This window comes from Bacteroides sp. Ga6A2 (assembly GCF_000702225.1).
Taxonomy (GTDB): Bacteria; Bacteroidota; Bacteroidia; order Bacteroidales; family Bacteroidaceae; genus Ga6A1.
In genome coordinates, this window is sequence record NZ_KL370873.1 from 144,648 (window position 1) to 171,072 (window position 26,425).

21 protein-coding genes are annotated in these 26,425 nt (G+C 43.8%); 3 read left to right on the forward strand and 18 right to left on the reverse strand.

What is annotated here, in order from left to right; all coding sequences use genetic code 11:
- Nucleotides 1–360: 360 nt before the first annotated feature.
- Nucleotides 361–1,041, reverse strand: coding sequence for a prolyl oligopeptidase family serine peptidase (locus T538_RS0115395; RefSeq protein WP_031541524.1), 681 nt, complete (start codon nucleotides 1,039–1,041; stop codon nucleotides 361–363).
- A 412-nt stretch (nucleotides 1,042–1,453) separates the two neighbouring features.
- Here T538_RS0115395 and T538_RS0115400 point away from each other — a divergent pair, with 412 nt between their 5' ends.
- Nucleotides 1,454–2,179 (forward strand): sulfite exporter TauE/SafE family protein, encoded by a 726-nt coding sequence (locus tag T538_RS0115400; RefSeq protein ID WP_031535041.1) that lies wholly within the window; start codon nucleotides 1,454–1,456, stop codon nucleotides 2,177–2,179.
- A gap of 62 nt (nucleotides 2,180–2,241) precedes the next feature.
- Here the strand turns inward: T538_RS0115400 and T538_RS0115405 are convergent, their stop codons facing one another.
- Genes T538_RS0115405 through T538_RS0115420 form a run of 4 tightly spaced genes read right to left on the reverse strand, consistent with a single transcriptional unit; the run spans nucleotide 2,242 to nucleotide 6,942 of the window.
- Nucleotides 2,242–4,563, reverse strand: coding sequence for a C10 family peptidase (locus T538_RS0115405; protein WP_031535039.1), 2,322 nt, complete (start codon nucleotides 4,561–4,563; stop codon nucleotides 2,242–2,244).
- A 31-nt stretch (nucleotides 4,564–4,594) separates the two neighbouring features.
- Nucleotides 4,595–5,341 carry an exodeoxyribonuclease III gene (locus T538_RS0115410; protein ID WP_031535037.1) on the reverse strand — a complete coding sequence of 249 codons (747 nt, stop codon included), beginning with the start codon at nucleotides 5,339–5,341 and terminating at the stop codon, nucleotides 4,595–4,597.
- Between the two features lie 13 nt (nucleotides 5,342–5,354).
- Nucleotides 5,355–6,431 (reverse strand): DUF2027 domain-containing protein, encoded by a 1,077-nt coding sequence (locus T538_RS0115415; protein WP_031535035.1) that lies wholly within the window; start codon nucleotides 6,429–6,431, stop codon nucleotides 5,355–5,357.
- 1 nt (nucleotide 6,432) lies between these two features.
- Nucleotides 6,433–6,942: an NUDIX hydrolase gene (locus T538_RS0115420; RefSeq protein ID WP_031535033.1), complete on the reverse strand. Its 510-nt coding sequence runs from the start codon at nucleotides 6,940–6,942 to the stop codon at nucleotides 6,433–6,435.
- Nucleotides 6,943–7,065: 123 nt separating this feature from the next.
- Here T538_RS0115420 and T538_RS0115425 point away from each other — a divergent pair, with 123 nt between their 5' ends.
- Nucleotides 7,066–8,343 carry an O-acetylhomoserine aminocarboxypropyltransferase/cysteine synthase family protein gene (locus T538_RS0115425; RefSeq protein ID WP_031535032.1) on the forward strand — a complete coding sequence of 426 codons (1,278 nt, stop codon included), beginning with the start codon at nucleotides 7,066–7,068 and terminating at the stop codon, nucleotides 8,341–8,343.
- A gap of 611 nt (nucleotides 8,344–8,954) precedes the next feature.
- On the opposite strand, the gene T538_RS0115430 is transcribed toward T538_RS0115425, so the two are convergent.
- The 10 genes from T538_RS0115430 to T538_RS0115475 all read right to left on the reverse strand — a co-directional run bounded on the left by T538_RS0115430 (nucleotide 8,955) and on the right by T538_RS0115475 (nucleotide 20,872).
- Nucleotides 8,955–10,535 (reverse strand): AlwI family type II restriction endonuclease, encoded by a 1,581-nt coding sequence (locus T538_RS0115430; RefSeq protein WP_031535029.1) that lies wholly within the window; start codon nucleotides 10,533–10,535, stop codon nucleotides 8,955–8,957.
- A gap of 4 nt (nucleotides 10,536–10,539) precedes the next feature.
- On the reverse strand, nucleotides 10,540–11,445 hold the full coding sequence (locus T538_RS0115435) for a DNA adenine methylase (protein ID WP_031535027.1): 906 nt from the start codon (nucleotides 11,443–11,445) through the stop codon (nucleotides 10,540–10,542).
- Entirely contained in the window at nucleotides 11,402–12,559 is a 1,158-nt protein-coding gene (locus T538_RS0115440) for a DNA adenine methylase (protein WP_081835018.1), read from the reverse strand. The genes T538_RS0115435 and T538_RS0115440 overlap by 44 nt, the downstream gene beginning before the upstream one ends.
- A gap of 422 nt (nucleotides 12,560–12,981) precedes the next feature.
- On the reverse strand, nucleotides 12,982–14,574 hold the full coding sequence (locus T538_RS0115445) for a hypothetical protein (protein ID WP_051656178.1): 1,593 nt from the start codon (nucleotides 14,572–14,574) through the stop codon (nucleotides 12,982–12,984).
- Between the two features lie 149 nt (nucleotides 14,575–14,723).
- A complete protein-coding gene (locus T538_RS0115450) occupies nucleotides 14,724–15,134 on the reverse strand; it encodes a hypothetical protein (RefSeq protein ID WP_031535021.1) in 411 nt (136 codons plus the stop codon).
- A gap of 326 nt (nucleotides 15,135–15,460) precedes the next feature.
- Complete coding sequence (locus T538_RS0115455; protein ID WP_031535019.1) at nucleotides 15,461–16,681, reverse strand: hypothetical protein; 1,221 nt, start codon at nucleotides 16,679–16,681, stop codon at nucleotides 15,461–15,463.
- Entirely contained in the window at nucleotides 16,678–17,886 is a 1,209-nt protein-coding gene (locus T538_RS0115460; protein ID WP_031541529.1) for a hypothetical protein, read from the reverse strand. The genes T538_RS0115455 and T538_RS0115460 overlap by 4 nt, the downstream gene beginning before the upstream one ends.
- A gap of 86 nt (nucleotides 17,887–17,972) precedes the next feature.
- A complete protein-coding gene (locus tag T538_RS0115465) occupies nucleotides 17,973–19,205 on the reverse strand; it encodes an S-adenosylmethionine:tRNA ribosyltransferase-isomerase (protein ID WP_031535015.1) in 1,233 nt (410 codons plus the stop codon).
- Between the two features lie 2 nt (nucleotides 19,206–19,207).
- On the reverse strand, nucleotides 19,208–20,572 hold the full coding sequence (locus T538_RS0115470; RefSeq protein WP_031535013.1) for a PFL family protein: 1,365 nt from the start codon (nucleotides 20,570–20,572) through the stop codon (nucleotides 19,208–19,210).
- A gap of 27 nt (nucleotides 20,573–20,599) precedes the next feature.
- On the reverse strand, nucleotides 20,600–20,872 hold the full coding sequence (locus T538_RS0115475) for an ACT domain-containing protein (protein WP_031535010.1): 273 nt from the start codon (nucleotides 20,870–20,872) through the stop codon (nucleotides 20,600–20,602).
- 422 nt (nucleotides 20,873–21,294) lie between these two features.
- Between T538_RS0115475 and T538_RS0115485 the strand changes: the two genes are divergently transcribed.
- On the forward strand, nucleotides 21,295–22,086 hold the full coding sequence (locus T538_RS0115485) for a hypothetical protein (RefSeq protein WP_031535008.1): 792 nt from the start codon (nucleotides 21,295–21,297) through the stop codon (nucleotides 22,084–22,086).
- 134 nt (nucleotides 22,087–22,220) lie between these two features.
- On the opposite strand, the gene T538_RS0115490 is transcribed toward T538_RS0115485, so the two are convergent.
- The 3 genes from T538_RS0115490 to T538_RS0115500 form a co-directional block, all read right to left on the reverse strand.
- Nucleotides 22,221–23,471: an ATP-binding protein gene (locus T538_RS0115490; RefSeq protein WP_031535007.1), complete on the reverse strand. Its 1,251-nt coding sequence runs from the start codon at nucleotides 23,469–23,471 to the stop codon at nucleotides 22,221–22,223.
- Between the two features lie 333 nt (nucleotides 23,472–23,804).
- Nucleotides 23,805–25,229, reverse strand: a complete 1,425-nt coding sequence (locus tag T538_RS0115495) for a sialate O-acetylesterase (RefSeq protein WP_031535005.1) — start codon at nucleotides 25,227–25,229, stop codon at nucleotides 23,805–23,807.
- Nucleotides 25,230–25,233: 4 nt separating this feature from the next.
- Nucleotides 25,234–26,421: an AGE family epimerase/isomerase gene (locus T538_RS0115500; protein ID WP_031535003.1), complete on the reverse strand. Its 1,188-nt coding sequence runs from the start codon at nucleotides 26,419–26,421 to the stop codon at nucleotides 25,234–25,236.
- Nucleotides 26,422–26,425: the final 4 nt, after the last annotated feature.

Genomic DNA, 26,425 nt, shown 5'->3' on the forward strand with positions numbered 1-26,425 from the left:
GACGTACCTTGGACGTACCTTGGACGTACCTTGGACGTACCTTGGACGTACCTTGGACGTACCTTGGACGTACCTTGGACGTACCTTGGACGTACGAACAATTTCTGACGAAATTGTTCGTTACGAGGCAAAGGAACAAAGTTCAATCCGGAAGTAACAGATAAAACACGTGCAAAAATAGACAGCGGAAAGGCTAATCCGGGATATTTTACGGCTAAAAAATAAAAACAATATCTCATTCTGAAATGATAAAACATTTTCAGAAACAAACATACAAAAAGCAGGTTTCCGCAAATGGTAATCTGCTTTTTGCGGCTAAAAAAAACTTATTTCTTGTATTACGAATTAAACACAAATATTTTATTTCCTGACATTTGCAAAGAGCGAGTCGAGAGCCTCGGTTCGGTGCATGTAGTCAAAGTTCTTGCCGCTGTGCTCTGCCGAGTGAGCCACCGGAACAGCGGCATCCCTCTTGCTGCAACCAACCGAAATGCCAGCCGCAAACACATCGGGATATCTGTTTACAATATCGAACACGCCTACCCCGCCGTCAGAAGTGCCGGTTATGTATATTCTGCTGGCATCGGCAATGCCGCTTGCAACGTAATCGTCGGCAATCTGCTTGATGTCGGCGGCATGGCCTGCCCAACTGTCAGCCTTGCTGCATACAGGCTCTACTACAACCGCCTTTATGCCTTTCTTGCCGAGATAGTTCTTTATAGAGTCGTTGGCCGATTCCCACATCAAGTGGTTGCCCTTTGTGTCGAGAATATTGTCGAGTTTGTGTTCCTTGCATCCGCCGTGCAGAAAGAACACGAGCAGAGCCTTGCCTTCCTTCTGCGGGTTAATGTCGGTAACACGGCAAGGAAGATTGTAGACGATGCTCTTTGGCTGGCTGTTGATACATAGCGAATCGGCAGCAGACAGGCTGTCGGATGCAGCCACAACCGTCTCGGCTGGCTTTTTGTCGCACGAGCTTACATATCTGCAAAATGCCGCAAAAAGGCAGATATAGCAGACGAGTTTCAATAAATTCTTCATCTCAAAAAATAATTCAGTTAATAATCAAGCTATTTTCTCTTATATTTGCAAGAAAATACATTACTGCGCATGGCATTGCTCTCGCAACAACATCGAAGAATGTATTTTCATAAGTGCAAATATACAAAATTTATAATATCAGCGCATAAAAAATTACAAATTAACGCATAATTTTGGTATTTCTTGACAAAAAGATAATTTATATTATATTTTTATTCATTTCTTAGGTTCGTTTCCTTCTGCAACTTTATCCATATTTTTTCAGTCGGGTGCATTATTATTACATTATCAACAAAAGGAAAAGATTTTCATGTTCTTTCGGCAACCGAAGCCGACAAAATAAGTAACTTTGCAGCCGACAATCAACAAAAAAACAATTCGGGGCAAAAGGAGAGCCTTTCGGGATAAAAAAATGACGACGACAACAATTCTTATGCTTGTCCTGTTCTGCATGGGAGCAAGCTTTGTACAAAGAGTTAGCGGATTCGGCTTCGGTATATTCATAATGACAATGCTTCCGCAACTAATGCCATCGTATGGCGAGGCAACGGCTCTGTCGGGAATGTTGGCTCTGATGCAGTCGCTTTTTGTGGCTGTAAGAATGAGGCGGCACATCTGCTGGAAAAGGCTCATTCCGATACTCACAACCTTCGTCATAGTATCGTACTTTGCCGTGATGTTCGTTTCGTCGATAAACGACGTGATGCTGAAAAGGATTCTGGGCGTAACGCTCATTGCGGTCAGCATCTACTTCTTCTTTTTCAGCCAGAAGATAAAGGTTAAGCCAACCGTTCCGACGCAAATTGGCATGGGAACAATATCGGGACTGATGGGCGGATTCTTTGCCATGCAAGGACCTCCGGCGGTGCTTTATTTTCTGTCGTCGGAGAAGACTAAGGAGGAGTACATTGGCATAAGTCAGGCATATTTCTTCATCGGCAACGTGATGATGACGGTCTTCCGCGCCAGCAACGGCTTTGTTACCGAGGCTGTGGGAGTGGCTTGGTGCTACGCCCTGCCGGCTGTCTTTGTGGGAACGTGGATTGGCACTCTGGTATTCAACCGTCTGCCAATAGATGTGCTTAAAAAGATAGTTTATGTTTATATTGCGATTAGCGGAATCATTGCTTTAAGTTGAAAATTAAAAATTGAAAGTTGAAAAAAACAGACTCTTTTCAACTTTCAATTTTCAACTTTCATTTATTTAACGTAAACCTTCTTTCCGCCAATAAGATAGATGCCCGACGGCAGATTGTCTGTAGCCTCATCGGCATCGACCTGTGAGCGGACTTTCACTCCGCCTACGGTAAAGACATCGACCTTCTTGCCAGCAGTCTCAGCCTCAACCTCAGAAACAGCGGTTGCTGCCGAATAAGTGAAATCCAGACCATATTCTGTACACAATATGACTTCCTTACCTTTTGAATAATAAAATGCCTGAACTATATACTTTCCCGAAGGCAGATTCTCGATAGAGAAATTAGCCTTACCTGTTGAACCTACGGCAATCTGGGCGTCTCTCGACTGCGATGTCACATAAGAGGCATCTTCAGCCCTAAAGATATTAGCCAGAATATTATTGTCGTACTTGTTCAAGCCTATATTCTTAGCCGAGATAGTAAAGTCGAAAGTGCTGCCGATGCTCTTTGTCACGGTAATTGTTCCCATAGACAGAGATACAGCATAGTCTGCCGAAATTGTAACAGAGCCAGTATAGACAACAGTCTCACACTTGCTGTCGAGAGCAATCTTAACGGTTTTCTTACCCGACGTTGTAGGCATGAAGTGGAACTCTACATCACCCGAGCAGTTTGCATCGACCATAGCCGTGTTTCCTGCCGACAAAACGTCATCAATAAACACATACAAGTCGCAAACATTTACTTTGCTGGTGTTTGTTATATTGGCTGTTATAGTGGTTGCTCCGTTGGCTCTGAGTTTGCCGCCATACTGCACGCTATTTACCTTGCAACTCATACCTGTTTCCGACGTGCTGTTTGAGGCTTTAAGCGTAAGCACAGTACCGTTCGAGATTACCGCAGTTATATCGCAAGCAACTCCGTTGTGGCAGAGAAGCCATTCCGAACTTCCGTATTGTCGGCTTATGCTCCTTATCGAATATGTTCCGTCAGACAAGCCGGCACCCATACTGAATGTAACAGGTATGGTATAATAATAATTATTCTCGAAACTGATATTCTTTGAACTGGTGTAGATATTCTTTACAAAAACACCGTCCTTGTACAAGGCCAGTCCATGCTCCAAGAGGAAGTCCTGCCCTGTCCAGTTTGCAAGTTGATACTCAACCTTTATATTCTTAAAATCGCTTGATTTTGACGAGCGGGTGAATACATTGCTGCCCTGAAGACTAATAGAATATGCCGTAGCCCTGAGAGCCTGACTGTTTACACCGTTTTTGTTAGGCTGCAATCCGCCAACAACATATTGCGACATCGTATATCCCTCGGAAGCAGAAGAGCCGCCTGTTCCCTGATTTTCGGGATTCATTACAGACAGTTTGAAATATCCGTCGGAAGAACCGTTCCAGCCCCAGTTAATGTGCCAGTATCCGTTGCCATCGTATCCGTCGCAAATAAAGGCGTGTCCATCACCGTTATACACGCCTCCGGCATAGTATAGCGGCCGTCCTTTGCTCAATTCGCCATAAAGCAGACTCTCCCACTCTGATGTTGTGTAGAAATCGCGAGAGGCATCGAAAGCCGTTGCCTCATCGTAGTTGAAATATTCTGTAAATGTTGAAGAGAAAACATTTGTGCCCGAAGCATTGGGCTGATAGTCCATCTCTACCGACTGACCGCAATATAGCATCAGTTTGGCAACGGCATTCTGCTGGGCAACTGTTGTTGTGCCAGCGTAACTGTTTGCCATGTTACTCCAGTCGAACGTAGTTGCGCTGAGGGCTGGCATCGAGATCTTTCTTGTCTTGGTTGTGTAGGCTGGCAGAGCCGACATGTTCTGCGGCCACTCGTGATATTTAAGAATCTGAGCCATCGCCGTTGCCACACATCCTGTAGGGCACGTCTGCTTCTCGCCGCTTACCTTTACCGACGGACAGAGATCGTTGAATGGCGAGTTCTGCCCCCACGTTGTCTTTACAAGCGGCTGTATGGCAGCCATCGACGCTGCACGCGTCTGCTTGCTAACGGCATCGATTTTGTTAGCCTCGACATACTCAATCTGACGTTTGTACTCATCGAGCCACGCCTTTAGGTTTGACGGCATATTGTCCTCGTCGAACGTTCCGCTGTCGGAATATCCAATCACGGCATCGGTGCGGTCGCTTCCGCTCACGATTACAAAGCCGCCATCGGTTGCATTGAAAGCGTAGTAAGGCTGCTCGTCTGACGTTTGTCGTGTAGTCTTGTTATCCTGACTCACCGACTTATTTCTCTGCTGCAAGAAAGCCTTTGCCTTTTGCAGAGCCTCGCTCTGACCTATGTTTTCTGCATTGGCCTCGCGACCGAGCAGAAGAGCGGCAATCAGTAGAAAAACATGTTTCATAAAAATTTACCTGAATTTATATAAAAAGCAATTATAGTTCGAGTTCAACCGGACAATGGTCGCTGCCCATTATCTGCGTATGTATCTTAGCCTCCTTAATTTTGTCGTTCAGCCGCTCGGATGTTACGAAGTAGTCTATGCGCCATCCCGCGTTCTTCTCGCGAGCGCGGAAGCGGTACGACCACCACGAATAAGTAACCTCGTCGGGATGCTTGAATCTGAACGTATCGGTAAAGCCCTTAGACAGCAGCGAGCCGAACTTCTCGCGCTCCTCGTCGGTGAAGCCGGCATTGCGTCGGTTTGTCTTCGGGTTCTTGATGTCAATCTCCTGATGAGCCACGTTCATATCGCCACACACGATTACGGGCTTCTGCGCATCGAGTTTCTTGAGATAGGCCTGAAAATCGTCCTCCCACCTCATGCGATAGTCGAGGCGTTTCAACTCGTCCTGACTGTTTGGCGTGTAGACGGTTACGAGAAAGAAGTCGGACATCTCGAGGGTTATTACGCGCCCCTCATGGTCGTGCTCGTCAATGCCTATGCCGTTGGTAACGCTAAGCGGCTTGTGCTTGGTGAAAATAGCCGTGCCGCTGTAGCCCTTCTTGTCGGCATAGTTGAAGAAGGCCTCGTAGCCCTCGGGACTGAAGTCGCACTGCCCTGCCTGCATCTTCGTTTCCTGAAGGCAGAAGAAATCGGCGTCGAGTTCCTTGAAAATATCTTCGAAGCCCTTTGTTATGCAGGCGCGAAGTCCGTTTACGTTCCACGAAATAAATTTCATACCGTTCTGATTGTTAGATTGTTACCATTGTAGCGCCGAAGCCGTACTGCTGAAAACTTGCATCTTGGAATGTGCAGCCCTTGTACTTGTGCTTCAGTTCCTTTTCTACGGCGCGACGGAGCACGCCCTCGCCCTTTCCGTGAATGAAGACGATTTTCTTGCCTTTCTGCTTCAGATGCTTGTCCATCGTCTCGCGGAACACCTTTAGCTGATATTCAAGAATCTCGCCGTTCGTCATGTTGGCAGTATTGTCGAGCAGCGAGTCGATGTGCAAGTCAACCTCAAGCGGAGCGTTCTTGTCCTCTTTCTTCTCGTGCTTAATCTTGTAGCCGTTGTCAGTCTCGGTTGTCTTCTTTGTAAGCAGAGCCTCCTTGATGTCGTCGGCATTGGCATATACGGTTTTCTGAATCACATCGTCCTTGACGATGTCGTAGATTAGGGCAGGCTCGGTAAAGAACATGCTCTCCTCGAACGTGTGCATCTTGTAGAAGTTCTGTAGGTTGATGCGCACCTGAACGGTTGCTGCCGGCTTAAGCATGAAGCTGCGGTCTTCCTTGTAGGCAACGAACTGAACAGCCACCTGACTCATCTCGTTCAGCTGCGCCAGTCCGAACTCCTCCATCTGTATCTTAGAGTTTGGCTCAAGAACGCCCTGCGAATGTAGTCGCCAGCTGTTACCCTCGCCGCACAGATATGTGTAGAAGATATAATAGTTGCAATCGTTAACTATATAAGCATCGAATGTGGTATTTGTAAGCATCTTGATGTCCTTCGGAACATAGGCAAGGAACACGTTTACCTTGTTGCCGTCCTTTCGCTCCTCAACGCGTCGCTTGTATGTTATCGGCTTGTCTATGTCTACCTCGTCGGTATCGACAGGCTCGGCAATCTTCGGTTTCTTGTCCTCGTCGAGCGTGTGAACCTTGGCAATATTGTATTCGTTTGTATCAACCACCACGCACTGCTTCACGGGCATCGGAATCTCGAATCCGTCTTCGTCCTCGACAAGGACGATGTCCTTGCCCTGAAATCCTGCCACTTTGCCTCCGCCCTTCTCGAGAAGGAAGCGCACTTTGTCTCCTATTTTCATATCAGTCTTGCTTTATAAAATACTTCTTGAATTCGTTCTCAAAATTGGGTGTGAACACGTCTTTTCCCAGATTCTCCTGAATCTCGTCGAGAGTCCAGAATCTGCCGCCGTCGAGCTCGTCCTTGCTCGGCTTTATCTCGCCGTCGTAAACGGTTTTGTGGACATATACGAGTTCCTTCTCGCGGGCAGACTGAAAGACGTACTTGTCCATCTTCTCGGGCTTGAAATCGGTTATGCCGAGTTCTTCGCGCACCTCGCGCTTCAGCGCATCCTCAACGCACTCGCCAAGGTCAATGTGTCCGCCGGTGGCAGTGTCCCACTTGTCGGGCTGGATGTCTTTCCACGACGGTCTGTGCTGAAGATACAGCTCGCCCTTGCTGTTAAAAACATGCAGATGCACAACGGGATGAAGCATCATGCTGCCGCCATGACATTCGCCTCGCGTAGCGGCACTTAGTATGTTTCCGTCTTCATCTACAACGGGAAACATCTCCTCTGAATTGTCTGTCATTTAAAATTATTTTATTTGCTGCAAAAGTATTTAAATTCTGTCACAACAACAAGCAGTTAAGAAATATTTCATTACTTTTGCACCCACGATTAATAACCAAAACAATTAAAGCACAAATTTATAATGAAGAAAAATTTAGGAACAGTCTGCATTCACGGCGGATGGAAGCCAACAAAGGGCGAGCCTCAGCAGTTGCCTATCTACCAGAGCACTACGTTCAAGTACGACACCAGCGACCAGATGGCACGCCTGTTCGACCTGAAGGATGAGGGCTACTTCTACACACGTCTTGCCAACCCTACAAACGACGCGGTGGCAAAGAAGATTGCTGCTCTTGAGGGCGGCGTGGGCGCAATGCTTACATCAAGCGGCCAGGCAGCCAACTTCTACGCTATATTCAACATCTGTCAGGCAGGCGACCACTTCATAACAAGCAACACTATCTACGGCGGAACATACAACCTGTTTGGCGTTACAATGAAGAAACTGGGCATTGAATGTACTTTTGTTGACCCTGAGTGGGACGACGAGCGCATCGAGAAGGAATTCCGCCCAAACACCAAGTGTTTCTTCGGCGAGACAATCTCTAACCCGGGCGGAAACGTGTTCGACATCGAGCGCTTTGCCAAGATGGCTCACAAGCACGGCGTTCCGCTGGTGGTAGACAATACTTTCGCAACACCTATCAACTGCCGTCCTTTTGAGTGGGGCTGCGACATCGTTACTCACTCAACAACAAAATACATGGACGGTCATGCCACTCAAGTGGGCGGCGCAATCGTCGACAGCGGTAACTTCGACTGGGAGAAGTATGCCGACAAGTTCCCGGGTCTGACAACTCCAGACGAGAGCTACCACGGTCTGACATACACAAAGGCTTTCGGCAAGATGGCTTACATGACCAAACTGGTTAGCCAGCTTATGCGCGACCTTGGCTCAATCCCTGCTCCGCAGAACTCATTCTTGCTGAATCTCGGTCTTGAGACTCTTCACCTGCGTATGCCTCGCCACTGCGAGAACGCACAGAAGGTGGCTGAATGGCTCGAGAAGAATCCGAAGGTTAACTGGGTTAACTACTGCGGACTGAAGAGCAACAAGAACCACGCTCTTGCCGAGAAGTACTTGCCAAACGGCTCATGCGGCGTTATTGCCTTCGGTCTGAAGGGCACTCGCGAGGATGCCATCAAGTTTATGGATAACCTCGACTTCATCAGCATCGTTACTCATGTTGCCGATGCCCGCACATGCGTTCTGCACCCAGCCAGCCACACTCACCGTCAGCTTAGCGACGAGCAGCTTATGGAGGCAGGCGTAGCACCAGACCTTATCCGTCTGTCGGTAGGTATTGAGGATGTAAACGACATCATTGCCGACCTTGAACAGGCAATGGCAAAAATGTAAATATCGGAGATATTACAACATAAGAAACTCCTCCTTTGCAGACGCTTTCTGCGAGGGAGGAGTTTTTTTGTTGAAAGTTGAAGGTTGAGAAATCTAAAACAATTCACAGTTGACTATGTCTCTTGAAAATTGCGAATCCTTTTAATTCACAATTGACAATGGACAATTGACAATATCTCTTGAAAATTGAAAATCCTTTTAATTGATATTTGACAATTGACAATGGGAACTTAGAGAGAATAGAAAGCCAGAAGGTAGCATTTTACAAGCCGCAACTTACGTTCAAGTATGCTTCAAATAAGCCGGAAGGTACGGGGTAGGAACGGGGTAGCTACGGGGAAGGTACGTTCAAGATACGTTCAAGGTTCGGGGTAGCAAGCCGAAAGGTTCGGGATTCCTTCGGTATTATTCAGACAGAATCGGCTCAAAAATCGCGTTTTTTGAGCCGATTCTTATTCACGGTTATAGAAATTCAACGCGAGGTCAGCACAAGTTTTTCATTATTTAACAAAAGAATACAATCCATTGACAATCGGTAGGCTTTCAAAAGCCACGTTGCCAAAATAGGAACATTATTGAACTTATACCGAATCGATGTAAATTCTACAATATCATTCTTTATAAAGATTATGTGCATTTTCCAAGAATTTGACAAAGTCATTTATGGCATAGGGTCTGATTTCCTTTTTTCCGTTCGACATATAACTAACAAATTCTATTTGTCTTAAACTATCACTAAATATTTTGGGAGCAACAAACATACATTGAGCAGTTCTGTCTTTCTGGAAATCTGTCAAATGACGCTCTATAGGCCAAACTTCCATCATTGTTTGTTGGCGTCCTGTTGCCATTGTAACTTCTACCAAAATGCCTTTTTGCTGCTCATAGCATTCTATATCCCCTTTATTTCCACCTGCTGTCGATGTTGGCAAACCTTCATCATCGCAACTATAATTAGGAAAAACATGAACATTTGGAATTTTCGACTTTATAGCTAAAGCCGTCAAAAATTCCAATCTGGTGGGAGCAGCAATCAACTTCAAAACAGAATCTTTGCTTGTTCCATTAGATGCAAGAATTGCTAATTCTTTCTTTATTGTTTCCCATGCATATTGATTGAGCCAATTTGTCAGTAACTTTTCTGCATTTGTTGCATTAACAGTTTTACTCTTTATTTGAATAAGATTTTTATCAAGCGTAGCAATATGATTAAAATATTCCCATTCTTCGGTAAAATGTGTATAATTAGCATATTGCTTTATGACATATTCAACTTTGTCTAACTCATTCTTATTTATATCAATAAAACGCCCAGCACCACGCAATGAAATCAAGCCTGTAATTCTCATCTTACGAATAAACTCATCAGGGTAATCAACAATTATTGATTTCGGGTCAAACTTTTTATATTTACCCTCCATTATCTCATCGACACATATATCAATTATGACTTCATCGCTCGGGGTATATCCAAAATCATCTCGTAATTTTACAATTCTATGATACAAAGTGTTGGCATCATTGTCTTTCCAAAATATCAATAACGGCAATTCGCGTCGAGAAATACCAGCACCATTTTGTTTTGGATCCGCATTTAACAACGTTATTGTTTGCAAAAGAAGAATCAATGGAATGTTATCATTCAAAACACGAACAAATGGGTTCTTTCGTTGTGATTTCGCCATCGCTTGCAAAAAAACTTGCTGCTCATATTCTGGTTGAACAAATTCATAAATAATCTCATTATCAGTAACATTTACATCTATTGATTTCAATAAATGTTCGCCCAATTCAGATATGACTATTAACTTTTGAGGTGCAAAATATGCAAATCCTAATTCTTTCGTCAAATCATAAATTGTGGCAAAACGCGAAGGAAAACCTTTTGCAAAACCAGCTTCTTTATGCTGTTGTGGATTGTGCTGAAGCATGTAATTAACCTCTTCGTCGGTTAAGATATATTCACTAAAAACTCCATTTGGAGTAGAAACCCACTTACTTTTCACCGATTCGCTCTGCTTCATCGGGCGATATAACCCATAACGTATTGTTTCGCCGACAATTTTAGTTGCCAAATTGTCGTCCAAAATTTGCCCTTTGAATTTTGCAAGTATATACAACATAAACTTTAAGCGTTCAGGATTACGCATCGTTGTTGTATAAAGCAATGGTTTATATTCAGGTTTTGCCATAATGTCAATAATTTGTAACTAAAACTTCCGTGAATGTTTTGTTGGTGTTATCATGATAACTGATATAATTACTCTTAATCGAATGAGAATGATAATTTTGCGACCAATCAAGAAACAACTGATTTTCCCTTCCCTTATAGCGAGTAACATTAGATATTGCAAAACGTATTCCTTTGTCATTCAACCCATTAAGCATTGACAACAAACGTTTCTCTGTTTCTTCATTCCAATATTTATTATACTCACTAAATGTTATCAAATAAGGAGGATCCAAATAAACCAAATCATTAGCACTAAGTTCAATACTATCGATAAATTTCTCAAAATCCAGATTGAACCATTGAGGCTTTTTTATAGTTGTCAATTTGAAATAGTCGTTCAACGCCTTTATTGTATTTTGATTCAAATCAACATTTCCAACAGGCAAATTAAAATCACCAGACCTATTGAATCGAATCATTCGGTTGAAACCATAAATCAACAACATATAAAGCATAAAAACACTTCGTTCTGAAGATTTGTTATAATCAGAGCGCATTCTTTCATAACCCAACTTATTAAACCTTGCATAATATGTCTTTACAAACTCCTTTTTTAGCTCACTAGGAACAATGTCTTTCTTATACGAACAAGAAAGACAATATTGTTCAACGATTGTATCAACTTGTTTGTAGAATTCTTGTCTATCCGATGCATATCCGCAAAGCATCTTATGTATTGCTATAATATTAGCATCAATATCATTCAGCAAAAATTCATCAGCCTCTACGTTCATAAACACAGAACCACCACCTACAAAAGGTTCGACGAAACGAGATATTTGTTTGGGAATATACTTTCCGATCTCTTCCATCAATTTATATTTATCACCTACATAGAAGAGAGGCGAACGCACTATTCCGTTTTTCATTGTCAACTTCGGTTATAAACAAATATTCTTTATGATCATCAAACTCTGTCTTTCCTGCATTGAATGGACTATGTGAATGTGAAAAGACCTTAGTCTTACCACATAAGGCAAGAACTTTCTCTATTTGCTCTAATTTGATTTTATTTTCAGAAGACGTACTTTTTGATTTATATGTATTGTTATATGACACAACAATATAACGAGTGTCAATATTTGCGACCAAATCAGTAAATTTCTCCAAAGCCTTTACTCGACAATAATCACTCATATTTTCTTCTTTGGGTTTACGAGCCTCACCTATCAATTGGGGCTTATCCCATTTTACCAAGACCTCATACAAATGATAAAAACGGCTATATTGACGAGAATTATAAGGCGGATCCAGATAAACCACATCCGTCTTTATTTTACGAGCAAGATGATTTGCATCATCTCTTTTTATCTCAACACCAGAATACGCTTGCGCTTCAATCGGACGCAATATCAACTTCTTAGGAGTAATTGCTTTCTTTATATATGCTTCATAATGTCCAATAGTATTGGAGATACGATCAATACTATAAATTAGTGATGCTAATAAGATACAATACTCCTTATAGGTCAGTGTAGACTTTATATCTTCTATTATTTCACGAATATGACCAATAATTTTAGCTGAGGTCATATCAAAATATCTATCTCCGTAATTTTCAGAAAAATAATTGTGTTTAATAACATTTGGATCAATGTTGTTAAACGCATCTAAATAACTGATTATTTTATCCTTATTCCACTTTGCATCATCGAAAAAAGCCGTATAAAGCACATTGTTGGAATAAAGGAAATCGTTTATTATTACAGAATCATATAATCCAACAGCCTTATTAGAAATCGAGCCTGTTCCTGCAAAAATATCACAAAAAGTATGAACTTCATGCGTTTCTTCTTGAATATGGTCGAAAATCCAATCGACTAATTTTGCTTTACAACCAATATACCTGCGACTCTCCAGTTTAAACGGTTTGCTATATATTACACTTCGCCACTGTGGAATTATACAATCACCATATTGTACAACAGCTTCACGCAACGTGTAATTTTCAAGTAAAGATTCTTGAAAATCATAATTTGCCATCTGACATTTACATTTCTGCGATTGCTTATCTTCAGGCTTGCGGACAACTCACGAAAGGGCACAAAATAAGCGCGGACGATAATCTTATCCACGCTTCGAGGCCCTAGGAATTGCCCGCAACAATTGATAAGTCTACGTCCACGCTATGCGCAGACGTTCGCAGACTTATTCGCAATTGTTGCATTTCAAAATTTCCTAGGTTTCGAAGCAATACCGAATAAATAGCAAACGCTATGATTAATAATATGTTAGTTATAAATTTATTTCTGTTTCTTAAAACAATTTTTAATTAGTAACATTATGCGTCTGTTTTTAAGCCAAGACGCAATGCGCAAAATTAAATATTTTTGCAAATAAAGGCAAACAAAAATCTACAAAATACTTCTTCGCCAACAAAAAAGCCTTCTTAACGAAGGCTTTTTCTATTTGCTCTCAGGAAAATACTCCTTGAAAGTTGTCTTTGTGCCGGCGCGCTCGGACTTTACTATGTGCTCTACAATACTGTTGGCATAGACTTCCAAATCGGTGTAGAAACGCTTCTTGTCGAGCGTGTAGGTCTTTGAGTTGTCCTCGCCCACCTTCAGACCGTTGCGCTGCTCCCACTCGTCGGGAATGCCGTCGCCGTCGGTATCGGGCATAGCATCGCCCTGTCTGAGCACAGGCCATCCGCCAACATCGTTCTGCGAGTCGATTAGTCCCGGAGTGTGATATTTATGTCCGTAGCCCGAAACTGTTCCGTTAAGCACATCGCCGCACACGCGAGCATCAACGGCATCGCGGCTCTTTGATGCGCCAGCCGTAGCCGCCACACGGTCGAGAGCCACGGAAGCAGAATGAAGAGTTATGAAGTTGAATTTCCGGAAGTCGAGCGTATCAGAAACGAGGCGTTTCTTTATCATATACTTCGATGCGAACTCGCCGAACGTACAGTTCTTGTCGGGGCGTACAAGATTGCCATCGACCTTTGCCACTGCGCCGTCAATCATGTTTCCGCTAAGATAGAAGCGTCCCGGAACGATGTCGTTGGCATCTTGGTGGTTGCAGTTGCTGCATTGGGTTGTAGGACTGAGCATGATGCCCGAATGACGGGTTGAATCGCGCGTGAATGTGCCGGGCTTGTAATAGTTGTTAATCATATTGAACGTCTTGATGCCGAAGCCCTTGCGGTTCTCTCCGCCATACGCGCTCATACCTCCCCAGTTGTAAACGACGTTGTTGACGCAGTCTACCGGACCGGCAAGAGTAGATACAAAACCGTGGTCGAACCGAGGGTTGCGCGAGTCGTGATGCGCTATAAGATTATGGTGGAACGATGCACAGTCGCCACCCCAGATGCCTCCGAAGCCGTGGCGACCTTTCTTGTGGCTCGAATTGCGCAGAGACTCGGACAAGATGCACCATTGCAGCGTGAAGAAGCGATTTCCGTAGAACGAGCCGCACTCGTCGGTGCTCCACGACATTGAGCAATGGTCTATGATGATGTTATTGTTGCTTTTCCACATACTGCAGGCGTTCATGGCATCGTTTTCGAAATGCTCTACCGACGGCTCTCCTTTCTTGTTGAAGTAAACCATGCCTTCGTCGCCCATTCGGCACCTTATGAAGCGCACAATAACGTTGCCCGCATCAATCTGAAGGGTGTAGTTCTTCAGGCAGATGCCATCGCCCGGAGCCGTCTGCCCCAGCACACTAACGTTAGGCTTTGTTATGCGCAGCGGACATTTCAGTTCGATAGTTCCGTCTACGTCGAAGACGATAGTACGCACCTCGTTCTTGCGCAGGGCATAGCGCAGCGAGCCTTTTATCGGCTCTTCGGTCTTGTGTTCCTTGCTGAACCGAGGGTCGGTGCAATAGTCCTCGAGGGTGGTAACGTGATAAACCTTTCCACCGCGTCCGCCGGTGGTGTATCGTCCGTATCCTTCGGCTCCCGGAAATGCAGGTGCCGAGGCAAACTGTGCTTTGAGCGATGCAAATGGCATCAAGGCAAGCAACAGCAGTTGTAGTTTGATGTTCATATTTTTTAGTGCATGTTTGTTTCTGGTGGCAAATGTATAAAATTGTGGCTGAAAAACCGAACGTTTTAGCAGACAAAAAATCCTCACCGCTTTTTGGGGCGATAAGGATTTCTGAAGAATTGCTTATAAATGTAGATGCAAAAAAATCGTTACTTTACGGTAGACAGGGCCTGCTTTATCTTTCGCAGATTGAGTGTTGTCTTGAAATGCTCATTAACCTTGTTGTAGTAAGCCTGTCTGTCGTTTACGTGCACTTCGATGGTTATGTCGGGCATTTTTTTGCCATTGTTCTTGGTAGCGTAATAAACCTCAATCACACGTTCCGGCTCGCTTACGCACTCAACTCGTTTCCAGCAGCCGTGTGCCTTGCGTGCAAAGCCATCTTCGGTGCAGCCCTCTACAAAAATGTCCTGTTCCGGGTCGTCGCAATAGATATTGTAGTTAACTATACATGCTTTTTCTTCCAAATCAACATCCTCATTTTCATCGCTCGAACAAGAAGAACAGACAGCTGCAAAAAGCAGCATTACAATGTTAAGAATAAAGATTCTTGTTTTCAAAAGTTTTAAGTTTTTCCACCTTCTAAATGCTTCAGGCATTGCAACTTGTTTTCAAATATCTGTCAAGTTCAGAAAAAAAGTGTTAAGTATTCCCTGTTTTTAAAAGATTATAAATCAGATTCATACGTTTAATTTCAAGCAATTCTTGTTTGTGTAGCGATTTTTTCGGCAACAAAATTACAAAGTTTTTCCCGAAAAACGATACAATTTGTAAACAACTTTTCTTTTATCCGACAAATATTTCGTTAAAAAAGACTATGCTGACTGATGTCTTTTTCTGACATTCAGCCGGCATAATCATCAAGAAATAAGCAATATAGCGTTTTCTATTTCTTCTTTTTATCTTCCTTTATCTTCTTTTCGCACTCGTCGATGTACTTCAGTTCGCTCTTTGCCATCTGGTCGTCTTTGTTGTACGACAGCACTTTGTTGAACATAGCCTTCGCCTCCTTATAGTTCTGTCGCTCGATAAGGCAATAGCCCTTTCGGCGGAGAAGGAAGAGGTAGAAGTCCTTGTCGCTGTCGTCATCGAATTTCTTTGGATTTTCGCCAAAGTTCCCCAAATGATAATTAATAAAATTCCATGCCAAGAAACTTTCAGAATTAACCAAATAGTTTATAAGTTCCATTTCGACCTTTATTAAATACTGAGGTTCAATAATTTTACTTGCAGAATTGAGATACTTAAAAGCACCACCCACTTTTGTTTCCATCAAATTGTAGCCGATAAGATATTTAATTTCTGATGCAAAGAAAAAATTATCCTCACTCATGTCATATTTACCCGACAGCATTTTACTTGTAATGATATTGTCGGCATTCTTCAGCAACACGTTAGCATCGAGTCTTTGATCTTTTTTACAAAGTTCAACAGCCTCATTGTACATTGCCTCGGGGTCGTCGTAGCTATACAGGTAAACACAACGTTCATCATCGGTAAATGTGCTGTCTGCCTTGGCATTGATTTTCTTGTTTACAGAATCAACAATTGCCGTTATCTCATCGTTAATCTTCTCAGGTTTTATATAATCGTATGTAACCAAAACATGTAAAATCACATTTTGCTCAAGCGAATCGACAATTAAAGACTGAGGATAATCGATTGTAAAATTACGGCAATAACTTTTTCCGTAAATTCCAACGGCTTTGTCGGCATGAATTATCACGTCGTGTCCGTTGCACTTCACGAGCATCGAATACGGACGCTTGTCGAAGCGGATATCCTTGTCCTCCTTGCGCTTTGGCTGCTTTACAGGAGCAAGTATGTCGTAGTCATTAATCTTTTTCCCATCGTCGATAACCGTAAGTTCGTCGCGTTTCAGAACACGCAAGTTTGAAAGACGAACCTTTTCAGACTCATCATTACCCAAAACGGCATCTATTAACCAACCTAATGTACGAACTGAATCCTTACAGCATCTTATTACACTATTTGATTCAAGTTCCATAATAAGCCACTCCTCGCGATTTCTGCGGCTATCTTCTTGTGCGTTCGCAATGTTTAGCACGCACACCAAATATATAAATGTAAATATCAGTTTTTTCATTTTTCCTCTTCTAATAGTTTTTCCAATTCGCCAGAGATTTTCTCCTTCTGTTGTATAAGTAAATCGAAGATTTTTCCTTCTTCGGCCGGAAGTTTCTTCTTTGCAACATCAATAACTTCCTTAGCCTTGTCTTCTTCCCCTCTTGTTGAATGAATTCGCCATTTTAACAGAGAATAATACACAACACCAGCAACATCCTCCTTTGTTTCGACTTTCGTATTGTCAAGAACAAACTTTTTATAGTTTTCCTCAAGGTCTGTAAACATCTCTATATCTGATGTTTTTGCAAGATTCAGACTATACAGCATATTGCAAGTCTTAAATTCACTATCTTTTTCGTAGAATATCTTGTTAAGTGATGCATAATAAGTGGCAGACAAGGCAAAATAATTTCTTGCCTCAATTAGACTTGGAATAACGATATTCAGAAATCTTTTGGACGTATCGTAATCTATCTGTCCCTTAAATAACATATCGTCAATATTATAGGCTATATTTCCGAATACAGCCAATGGCAAATAAGGGAATTTCTTACCGAAGAACAACACCGTACAAAAATCATCAAAAGCATCATTTTCCAAAGTAAGCAAATCATCGCGCAAGCCTTTATCAATCAAAGGTTTTCCGTCCTCTCCTTTTTGATTCAGCAGTTCCTTGAATTCAGTCATTCTTGCCATTATGCCATCGTCATCATACTGAAATACAGGAATGCTGAACGAAAACGAGCGCGCTACCTTATTATCATCCGGCTCCGCCATTCTCTCGAAAGTTGTAGGCGGATTCATGAGCGTTATCTTTTTGCATGGAATTACCTCATTCAAGCCGTCATCCTCCTCAACATTAACATAGATGTAGCCGTTGTTAATGCCCTCGCTCTTCTCCTTGCCCTCGGTGTCGCCGTTCTCGCGATAAGTAAGGATGTAGGTGTAACTGTTTGGCAGATACTCAGGCTTGCCCTCAGCATCGTTCTCGTAGGTTGGGTCGAGCAGATAGATTTCACCAATCTGCTTGATGTCGGTAATGTTGCTCTCAACCTTTCCGCCTTTTATCAACTTAACCGAACTGATGTCGTCAACATCGATGTCATATAATCGGGTTACCATGTAAGCAAGGTTGTAATAATACCGCTTGCTAAGTTCTTCGGCTTTTAAGGTAGTGCAAAGACTTAGCAGAATTAAAAAGATAACACTTTTTATCTTGTACATTTTTATTAAAATTAAAATTATTGCAGTTTATTGAAATATACGGCTCGGAGCAACGCAAAGATGCCTGCCCCAAGCCGCTGTTTTTTTTAAGGAATCAGCAGAGAGCTGTCGCCATAGCTCAGGAAACGGAAGTCGTTGGCAAGGGCATAGTCGTAAATCTTATGCCAGTCGCCCTTTACGAATGCCGAGACGAGCAGAAGCAGCGTGCTCTGCGGCTGATGGAAGTTTGTTACGAGCATCTTTACTATCTTGTAGTCGTAGCCGGGAGCAATGATAATCTGCGTGCTTGTGTGCAGCGCATCGAGCGCATTGCGGTCAAGATAGTCCTTGATATTCTGCAACGCCTGCTTTGCCGATATTGGGTTCGGCTCGCTGTCGGCATACTCGTAAGGCATCCACTGGCGCACGTGCAGGTCGTTTTCCGACGCATCGGGGTTGCTCTGTAGCGTTACGCCAATGTAGTAGAGGCTTTCGAGGGTGCGCACGCTTGTCGTTCCAACGGCAATGGCGCTGGCATCGTGTGCAAGAAGCCGCTCAATGGTGTGCTTTGTAACGAAGATATATTCGGAGTGCATCTCGTGCCCCTCAATCTCCTCGCTCTTAACGGGCTTGAATGTGCCTGCGCCGACGTGCAGCGTAACTTCCTCGCGCTCAATGCCGTGGGCATCTATATCTTTCAGAACCTTGTCGGTAAAGTGCAGTCCGGCTGTTGGGGCAGCCACGCTTCCCTTTATCTTTGAGTAGACGGTCTGATAAGTCTTCTTGTCGCTCTCCTCGGTCTTTCGGTTAAGATATGGCGGAATAGGCAGTTCGCCCACGCCTTCGAGAATGTCGGCAAAGGTTATGCTGTCGTCGTTCCAGTCGAAGTCAATCCAATGGCTTGTGCCGTGCATCTCGCCTCGCGTGGCAGTCAGCACAATTTTTTTGCCTTTCACGTCAATCTCCTTGCGCAGAGAGCCTTCCTTCCACTTCTTCAGGTTTCCGACGAGGCAGAGCCATGCGCAATGCTTTGTCTGCTGAAAATTCAGCACATAGTCGTTGGGCTGTATCGGTTCGAGGCAGAACACCTCGATGAGCGCGCCCGTTTCTTTGTTAAAGTGCAGTCGTGCCTGAATAACCTTAGTATTGTTGTAAACCATCAGCGCGCCTTTTGGCAGATAGTTGGGAAGGTTGTAAAATATGTCGTGGCTCACCGCTCCCTTGTTGTATACGAGCAGCTTTGAGTGGTCGCGTTCGGCAAGCGGGAACTTGGCTATCCTCTCGTCAGGCAGCGGATAGTTGTATTCCGCAATCTGAATATGTTTTGTTTTCTCTTCAATCATCAGTTTTTGAAACTATGGATAGGTGCAGGGATTCGTCCGCCGCGGTTTACGAATACCGAGCAGTCGAAACGATTTACCGGCATTATCGGCGCATGTCCGAGCAGACCGCCAAAGTCTACCTCCTCGCCAACGCCCTTGCCTATCACAGGAATTATACGTACTGCCGTTGTCTTCTGGTTAATCATACCGATGGCAGCCTCGTCGGCAATGATTCCGCTAATTGTTGTGGCTGGCGTGTCGCCCGGAATGGCTATCATGTCGAGTCCTACCGAGCATACGCACGTCATGGCTTCGAGCTTCTCGATGGTAAGCGCGCCAGCCTCAACGGCATCAATCATGCCTTGGTCTTCGCTCACAGGGATGAACGCGCCACTCAGTCCGCCAACATACGACGATGCCATCACTCCGCCCTTCTTTACCTGGTCGTTGAGCAGGGCGAGGGCTGCCGTTGTACCCGGCGCGCCGGCATGTTCAAGACCGATGGCTTTGAGGATATCGGCAACGCTGTCGCCCACCGCCGGAGTTGGCGCAAGCGAGAGATCGATGATGCCGAACGGAACACCCAGACGGCGCGATGCCTCCTGAGCCACGAGCTGACCCACGCGTGTAATCTTGAAGGCTGTCTTCTTGATTGTCTCGCAAAGCACCTCGAAGTTGGCATCCTTTATCTGCTCCAGAGCGTACTTAACCACTCCCGGACCGCTAACGCCCACGTTGATAATAGCCTCAGCCTCAGACACTCCGTGGAATGCTCCAGCCATAAACGGATTATCGTCGGGCGCGTTGCACAGAACAACAAGTTTGGCGCATCCCAGCGAGTCGTTCTCCTTGGTGCGCTCGGCTGTAGCCTTCACAATCTCGCCCATTATCTTTACGGCATCCATGTTTATGCCTGTCTTTGTAGAGCCTACGTTTACAGAGCAGCAGATGCGCTCGGTACGTGCCATAGCCTCGGGAATGGAGCGCATAAACAGTTCGTCGCTCTTAGTCATTCCCTTTGCCACGATAGCCGAATATCCGCCAAGGAAGTTAACGCCCATATCCTTAGCCACCTCGTCGAGCGTTACGGCAATCTGCACATAGTCCTCGGGAGAATGGCAGGCGCTTGCTCCTACAATGGCAATAGGTGTAATGGAGATTCGCTTGTTTACAATAGGAATGCCGTACTCGCGCGATATAGCCTCGCCAGTTGCCACAAGGTCTTTGGCAAGCGATGTTATCTTGGCTCTGATGTTACGGCAGAGTTTTTCGAGATTGGTGTCGCAGCAGTCAAGCAGACTGATTCCCATGGTGATGGTTCGGACATCGAGATTCTCGTGCTCAATCATCGCGTTGGTTTCTGCAACTTCGTATATATTTATCATATTTTCGCTGTTTTTTTTGAGCAATTATCAGATGCGGTGCATCTTGTTGAAAATCTCCTCGCGCTGGCACTTGATGATTACACCGAGTTCCTCGCCAATCTTGTTGAGGTCGGTAGAAATCTCGTCGTGAACCTTTTCAGACTTCTGCATGTCTACAATCATCATCATGTTGAAATAGCCTTGCACGATAGTCTGTGAAATATCTAAAATATTAACCTTATTTTCAGCAAGATAAGTACATACCTTAGCAATGATACCAACGGTATCTTTACCGACAACAGTAATAATAGTTTTATCCATCGTAATGCAATTAAAAATTGTTGCAAAGATACAACAAAAGAATTGAATAATATTTAAACTGTATGCGATAATAGCCTCCGCCCCAGTTTTTATTTTCGGGTGAATGGTTTCCGGGTTGCCTATTTTTCGTATTTTTCAGAAAAAGGGTTTTATGAAAATAATTCTACAATCAATCGAAATTGTGCCAAATCATTATCTTCTGTTCTGCCGAAAGTTTTTGACAGAGGCATTCGGGTTTCATTCGGGATGCCTTCGGGATTTGCTCCCTACATTTTTCACATTCGGCTAAACCAAGACAGAAATCTGCATTACAATCTTTTTTGATTTTTTGTAATAATATCCAAAAAAACAATATATTTGCAAATAATTAAAAAAACATCAAATACACAAATAAATTGTTCAAGTTTAACTGCTACTGAAAAATGAAAAAATTATTTCTGATACTTACAGTATTCTGCGGTTCGGTAAACATAAGCGCACAGAAAAATCTGTTCGAATACAAAAACGGCAACATTCAGCCATCCGAACAATTGTACATGTATGCCGCAGAATCGGTTTACGGCAAGATTGATGAGGCTATACAGCATCCAGCCGTGAAATATCCGTTCTGGATAGATAAGGAGATTACTCACAATTCAGCAGACTACAAGATGATTGACTCAACAAGCATCACTACAGATGATTGTTATTTGTACGAGGTAAAGTTTTTTCAGCACAAAAATGAGGACGTTGAATCATTTGAAGGCGGAAAGATTTTCACACGATTAAATATAGACTGCAAAGTTCCAATCAGAGGAAACAACGGCAAGGTAACATACAAGACAGACGTTGAGCCTTTTGTATTCTACAACGATAACTTGTGGTTTCAGTTCAACTATTTTGGTTTTGGAGCATACACCACAAACACGAACTACGACAATAGATTTGCAAAAGATATTTGCAGAAAGATTAAGTTGTCGAAAGACTGTTACGCCATAGCATTGCGTGGGCAGCGCGATGCCATAAACGGACCGGGCTTAACGATTTTCGTTCTTTACAAAGGAAAAGCCCAACTTGTTTATCTTAATTATGCCATCGACATCAACGAAATAAAGGAAGAGGGCGACAAGACAACCTTCGTTCTTCAAACTCCAAAATACGACGACAATGGCAAAATCATTCCTGTAATATCGAAAATGACATTCGCAAACGGAATGATTTCCTTGGAAGAATGAATAAACAAGGATTGTTGGGCATGAATAAATTCACAGATTAACAAAAGAAGCCATTTCCTAATCTCACATTCGAGTTAGGAAATGGCTTCTTTGTTTCTTCGGAAACATACACTTTTTGCAAAGGAATCAGACTTTTACAACAATATCCATTTCCAAATTGGTATTATCTCGATTTTAAGTCCTTGGTATTCCACAATTTCCTCCGTATTTTTGGTGATAACCAAAGCCCGGTTTAGAGGAATAAATTTGTTGAGGGATGCCAACGCTTTTAATTCACGTTCCCTTGTTTCGCTGTCATCGACGCTGTAGGACACTTGAACGCCGATTTTTTCGTCTGGCACAAAAAAATCAACCTCGATGTTTTTGTTGTAATAATACAATCCGCTGCCGAAATTCTTATATAAAAATATTGCACAAATATTCTCCAAAAGAGCCGTTTCGGGGTTGGTCAAAAACAAGTTTAAAAGTCCATTGTCAACAAAATAATGTTTCTTAGTTGTCTGTTTTTCAACAAACTTATCAGCATAATTCTCTATAGAAAATAAAATACATGCATCTTTTAAATACTGTACAAAATTGGTGACAGTTGTAGCATTGATATTTATCCCGGTCGCCTTAATAAGATTTGTAAGTCGGTTGTAAGATGTTGGCTGCATTACACAAGCGGCAAGGCGTTTTACCGTTATTCGAAGAGCATCCTCACTTCTTACTCCATTGCGCACCACAATATCGCTGAAAAATATTTTGTTATAAATATTTGTCAGCCAGAGCCTTTTTGCTTTTATGTTCAACAATTCAGGGAATCCGCCGAAATAAAAATACTCCTCAAACACCCGAGCCACAGTTCCCTGAGTTTTTGAAAACTGCCAATTCTTTTCCAATTTAACATTCTTTGCTTTCAGAAACTCTGCAAATGAAAACGGATAAACCGCTACGTCCCAATATCTTCCGCCCAAGGTCGTTTGTATGTCGCGGCTCAGCATTTTTGCATTGCTGCCTGTGATATATACAGTATATTTTTCGTTGGCAAGGCGACGGGCAAAATGTTCCCATCCGTCTATATTCTGAATTTCGTCGAGAAACAATACAGGTTTCAGGTCGGTTAAAAGCCGATGTGCCTGCAAAATTATATCAAGTTCGCTCGACTTTATTTCGTTGATACGCTCGTCGTCGAAACTGATATAAACGATTTGGTCGATGTCGTAACCGGCTTTTAACAATTGTTTTGCCCTTTGATAAAGCATATACGATTTTCCTGCTTGACGAACACCAACAAACACATAGTTTCCGTTGTCCTCAAACTCAAAAGGGCGTTCGACCAACTCAACTGACTGTACAAGTTGCTGATTTTCAACGATAATATTTCTTACTAGCTCTTTATTCATATCAAGATTTATTTTTGCAAATATACAAAAGTTTCTTGCATACAAGATACTTTCGTGTTGTTTTTATCTTGCATACAAGATACTTTTAGGTCGTTTTTATCTTACATACAAGATATTTTTCTGACATTTTGCAACAATCAGACTATGATACAACGAAAAAAGCCTCACTCCTCACGGAGTAGAGGCTTTCTTAGTAAAATCAATAAATAACGACATTCACTGTCTCACAACATTCCTGTCGCCACATCTTAATACTAATACTACCAACCTACGAATTTATAGTAATTTGATATACTATTTTCCATCTTTCTTAACACTATATTTTTTAACACACTATTTTCGGTCGGTTCTGAAAGGCACCATCGGCAGGCCGCGAGTGTTTGCCATGTTACCTACGCAGAAGTCGTGGAAGCAATATCGCACCGCCGTTGGGTTCTTTATTCCGTTTGCACTTACGATTAACTGACGCTTGTTCTGCTCAACCTCAACGTCGGCCTTTACAAAGTCCTTTCCGTTCTCCGAAATCTCGAAGCCCTTTATGTCGGTAAGACGGTTGAATCCGTCGTGAGCATAGTCGAACGAGAGGATAATCTTATCGTCCTTCTTCTCCATCGACTTGTATTCAGGACCGTAGCACTCTATCGTCGTATATCCGTAAGTCTTGTTCAGAGCCATGAAAGCGAGTCGCTGCCCCACCTTCTGTTTCTGGCAAGGATGAATCTGATTGAGTTCATACTCGTAAGCAAGGTCGTTGATGCTTATCATTCCGCAGTTTGGCACTTTTTTCTGAGTAAAATACTGCGCCTCGCGAATTAGTGCGCCCTCGTCCTTTCCGCCATAGTTGTATGGCGCAACCTCAACATAATAGAACGGCAAATCGCCTTGTCCGAACTCCTTGCGGAAGTTGGTTATCATGGTGGCGAAGCGGTCGGTATAAGTGTCGTGCTTGCCTACGTTGCTGCATCCCTGATACCAGATGAAGCCCCTTACGGTATAGCCCAGCAGAGGATGAAGCATTCCGTTGTACATAATCATAGGGCGGAGATACTGCTGAGATTCCTTCTTTATCTCCTCCTCGGTTGTAGCCACGTCGGGATACTGCTCAAGGATATGCTTCGGAGTCCAGCCCTCTACCTTCGAGCCGCCCCAACTGCAATTTATCAATCCAACAGGCACGTTTAGCACCTCTTGCAGATTGCGTATGAAGAAATATCCTGTTGCGCTGAACCACGGTGCGTTGAAAGGGTCGCACTCCTTCCACTCGCCAGCCACGGTGTCCTGAGGCTCGTAAGCCTCAACCTTCGGTATTGTTGCCATGCGGAGTTTTCCTTTGTATTTCGCGCTGCCCAGAATCTCGGCGTTGCCGTTCTCTACGGGGCAGTTCCAGAAGCCGTTCAGAGGCATCTCCATGTTGCTCTGTCCGCTGCCAAACCACACCTCGCCTATCAGCACGTTGCCGAGCGTTACGGGCTGTCCGTCGGAAATGGTTATCTGCTGAGGCTCGAAACTGCCCTGTGGAGTGGCAATCTGCGCCTTCCATCTGCCCGACTTGCTGTCGGCTGTAACAACAACTTTCTGTTTCTTGTCCCACGATGTGGTGATGGTTACTTTTGCGCCTTTGTCCGCCCATCCCCAAATGTTGGCATTGGCATTCTGCTGAAGCATCATGTCGTTACCGAAAATCTGTGGCAGCCTTACCTTTGCCGATGCGCTGGTAAGCATTGCCGCTACCGTTAAGGTATATAATAGTCTTTTCATTTTTTCAGAATCTTTCAATTATTTCCAGACACATACGGCTGTTGTGATAAGGACATTTCCAGAAGCCCGCCTTGTCGTCCTTTCTGTTTATGTTACCTTCGGGGTCGCGACTCCAGAACCACTCGCCGCCGTCGTTGTCTATCAGATTATCTTTAATGTAAGTCCAGCATCTGTCAGCCTTTTCGAGGGCTTCCTTGTCGCCGAAATGCTGATAAAGGTTAGCAAAGCCAACCACCGTCTCGGCCTGAACCCACCAATGGCGGTCTACGTCGATATAGCCCGTATCGAGGTTAGCCTCGTGAACCATGCTTCCGTCGGCGTTCAAGCCTTTCTCGCTGGCTTTGGCTACCATCTTTACAACATCCTCTACCTTAGCAAGAAGTTGCTTGTCGCCAAGCACCAGAGCCGCCTCGTGCATCAGCCAAGAACACTCTATATCGTGTCCGTAACTCTCGAGTGCGCCTGCACCTCGCGTCCAGTCCTTGTCAAAGAAGAGGTCGAGATGGTGCGTATCTGGGTTCAGAATCTTGTCGGTAAAGATGTTTATTAGGTTGCGGAGCGATTTTTCAAGACGCTCGTCCTTCCAGATGCGATAAAGGTTGGCATACGGCTCGATGATGTGCAGATGCGTGTTCTGCGACTTCGGATAGTTGGCATCGAGTTCAGACAGTCGCATGTCGGCAATCTCGCCCCATTCGCGCGTACAAGCCTCGATGTAGCCGTTGTAAACCTCGTCGAGCGAGTGCTCTTCTATCACCTTATACAGTTCGATGGCAAGGTCGAGCGACTGCTTGTCGCCCGTTGCTCGTGCATACTCGCTCAGACCGTAAATCATGAATCCGATGGCATAGAACTGTTTCTTTGTGTCAACCGGATTGCCTTTATAGTCGAGTTCCCAGTATGTTCCGCCATACACATTATCAACAAAATGCTCAACAATATAGTCTTTTGCACGGGTTGCCGCCTCGAGATATTCGGGTTTCTTCAGCACGCGATATGCAGCCGAGAAACTCCACAAGATGCGGGCGTTAAGTATTCCGCCCTTATTGGCTGTCGGCACAAGCGTGCCCTCGCCCGTCATCTGTCCGTAGAAGCCACCGTTTTCGTTGTCTTCCATCTTCAGCCAGAAATTCAGGATGTTGTTCTGCACAACATCGAGCATCTCCGCCTTCATTTTCTGTATATCAGCCATATAT

Coding starts and splice junctions, on each gene's coding strand:
- T538_RS0115395 (WP_031541524.1), bottom strand. CDS start 1,041: ATGAAGAATTTATTGAAACTCGTCTGCTATATCTGCCTTTTTGCGGCA.
- T538_RS0115400 (WP_031535041.1), top strand. CDS start 1,454: ATGACGACGACAACAATTCTTATGCTTGTCCTGTTCTGCATGGGAGCA.
- T538_RS0115405 (WP_031535039.1), bottom strand. CDS start 4,563: ATGAAACATGTTTTTCTACTGATTGCCGCTCTTCTGCTCGGTCGCGAG.
- T538_RS0115410 (WP_031535037.1), bottom strand. CDS start 5,341: ATGAAATTTATTTCGTGGAACGTAAACGGACTTCGCGCCTGCATAACA.
- T538_RS0115415 (WP_031535035.1), bottom strand. CDS start 6,431: ATGAAAATAGGAGACAAAGTGCGCTTCCTTCTCGAGAAGGGCGGAGGC.
- T538_RS0115420 (WP_031535033.1), bottom strand. CDS start 6,942: ATGACAGACAATTCAGAGGAGATGTTTCCCGTTGTAGATGAAGACGGA.
- T538_RS0115425 (WP_031535032.1), top strand. CDS start 7,066: ATGAAGAAAAATTTAGGAACAGTCTGCATTCACGGCGGATGGAAGCCA.
- T538_RS0115430 (WP_031535029.1), bottom strand. CDS start 10,535: ATGGCAAAACCTGAATATAAACCATTGCTTTATACAACAACGATGCGT.
- T538_RS0115435 (WP_031535027.1), bottom strand. CDS start 11,445: ATGAAAAACGGAATAGTGCGTTCGCCTCTCTTCTATGTAGGTGATAAA.
- T538_RS0115440 (WP_081835018.1), bottom strand. CDS start 12,559: ATGGCAAATTATGATTTTCAAGAATCTTTACTTGAAAATTACACGTTG.
- T538_RS0115445 (WP_051656178.1), bottom strand. CDS start 14,574: ATGAACATCAAACTACAACTGCTGTTGCTTGCCTTGATGCCATTTGCA.
- T538_RS0115455 (WP_031535019.1), bottom strand. CDS start 16,681: ATGAAAAAACTGATATTTACATTTATATATTTGGTGTGCGTGCTAAAC.
- T538_RS0115460 (WP_031541529.1), bottom strand. CDS start 17,886: ATGTACAAGATAAAAAGTGTTATCTTTTTAATTCTGCTAAGTCTTTGC.
- T538_RS0115470 (WP_031535013.1), bottom strand. CDS start 20,572: ATGATAAATATATACGAAGTTGCAGAAACCAACGCGATGATTGAGCAC.
- T538_RS0115475 (WP_031535010.1), bottom strand. CDS start 20,872: ATGGATAAAACTATTATTACTGTTGTCGGTAAAGATACCGTTGGTATC.
- T538_RS0115485 (WP_031535008.1), top strand. CDS start 21,295: ATGAAAAAATTATTTCTGATACTTACAGTATTCTGCGGTTCGGTAAAC.
- T538_RS0115490 (WP_031535007.1), bottom strand. CDS start 23,471: ATGAATAAAGAGCTAGTAAGAAATATTATCGTTGAAAATCAGCAACTT.
- T538_RS0115495 (WP_031535005.1), bottom strand. CDS start 25,229: ATGAAAAGACTATTATATACCTTAACGGTAGCGGCAATGCTTACCAGC.
- T538_RS0115500 (WP_031535003.1), bottom strand. CDS start 26,421: ATGGCTGATATACAGAAAATGAAGGCGGAGATGCTCGATGTTGTGCAG.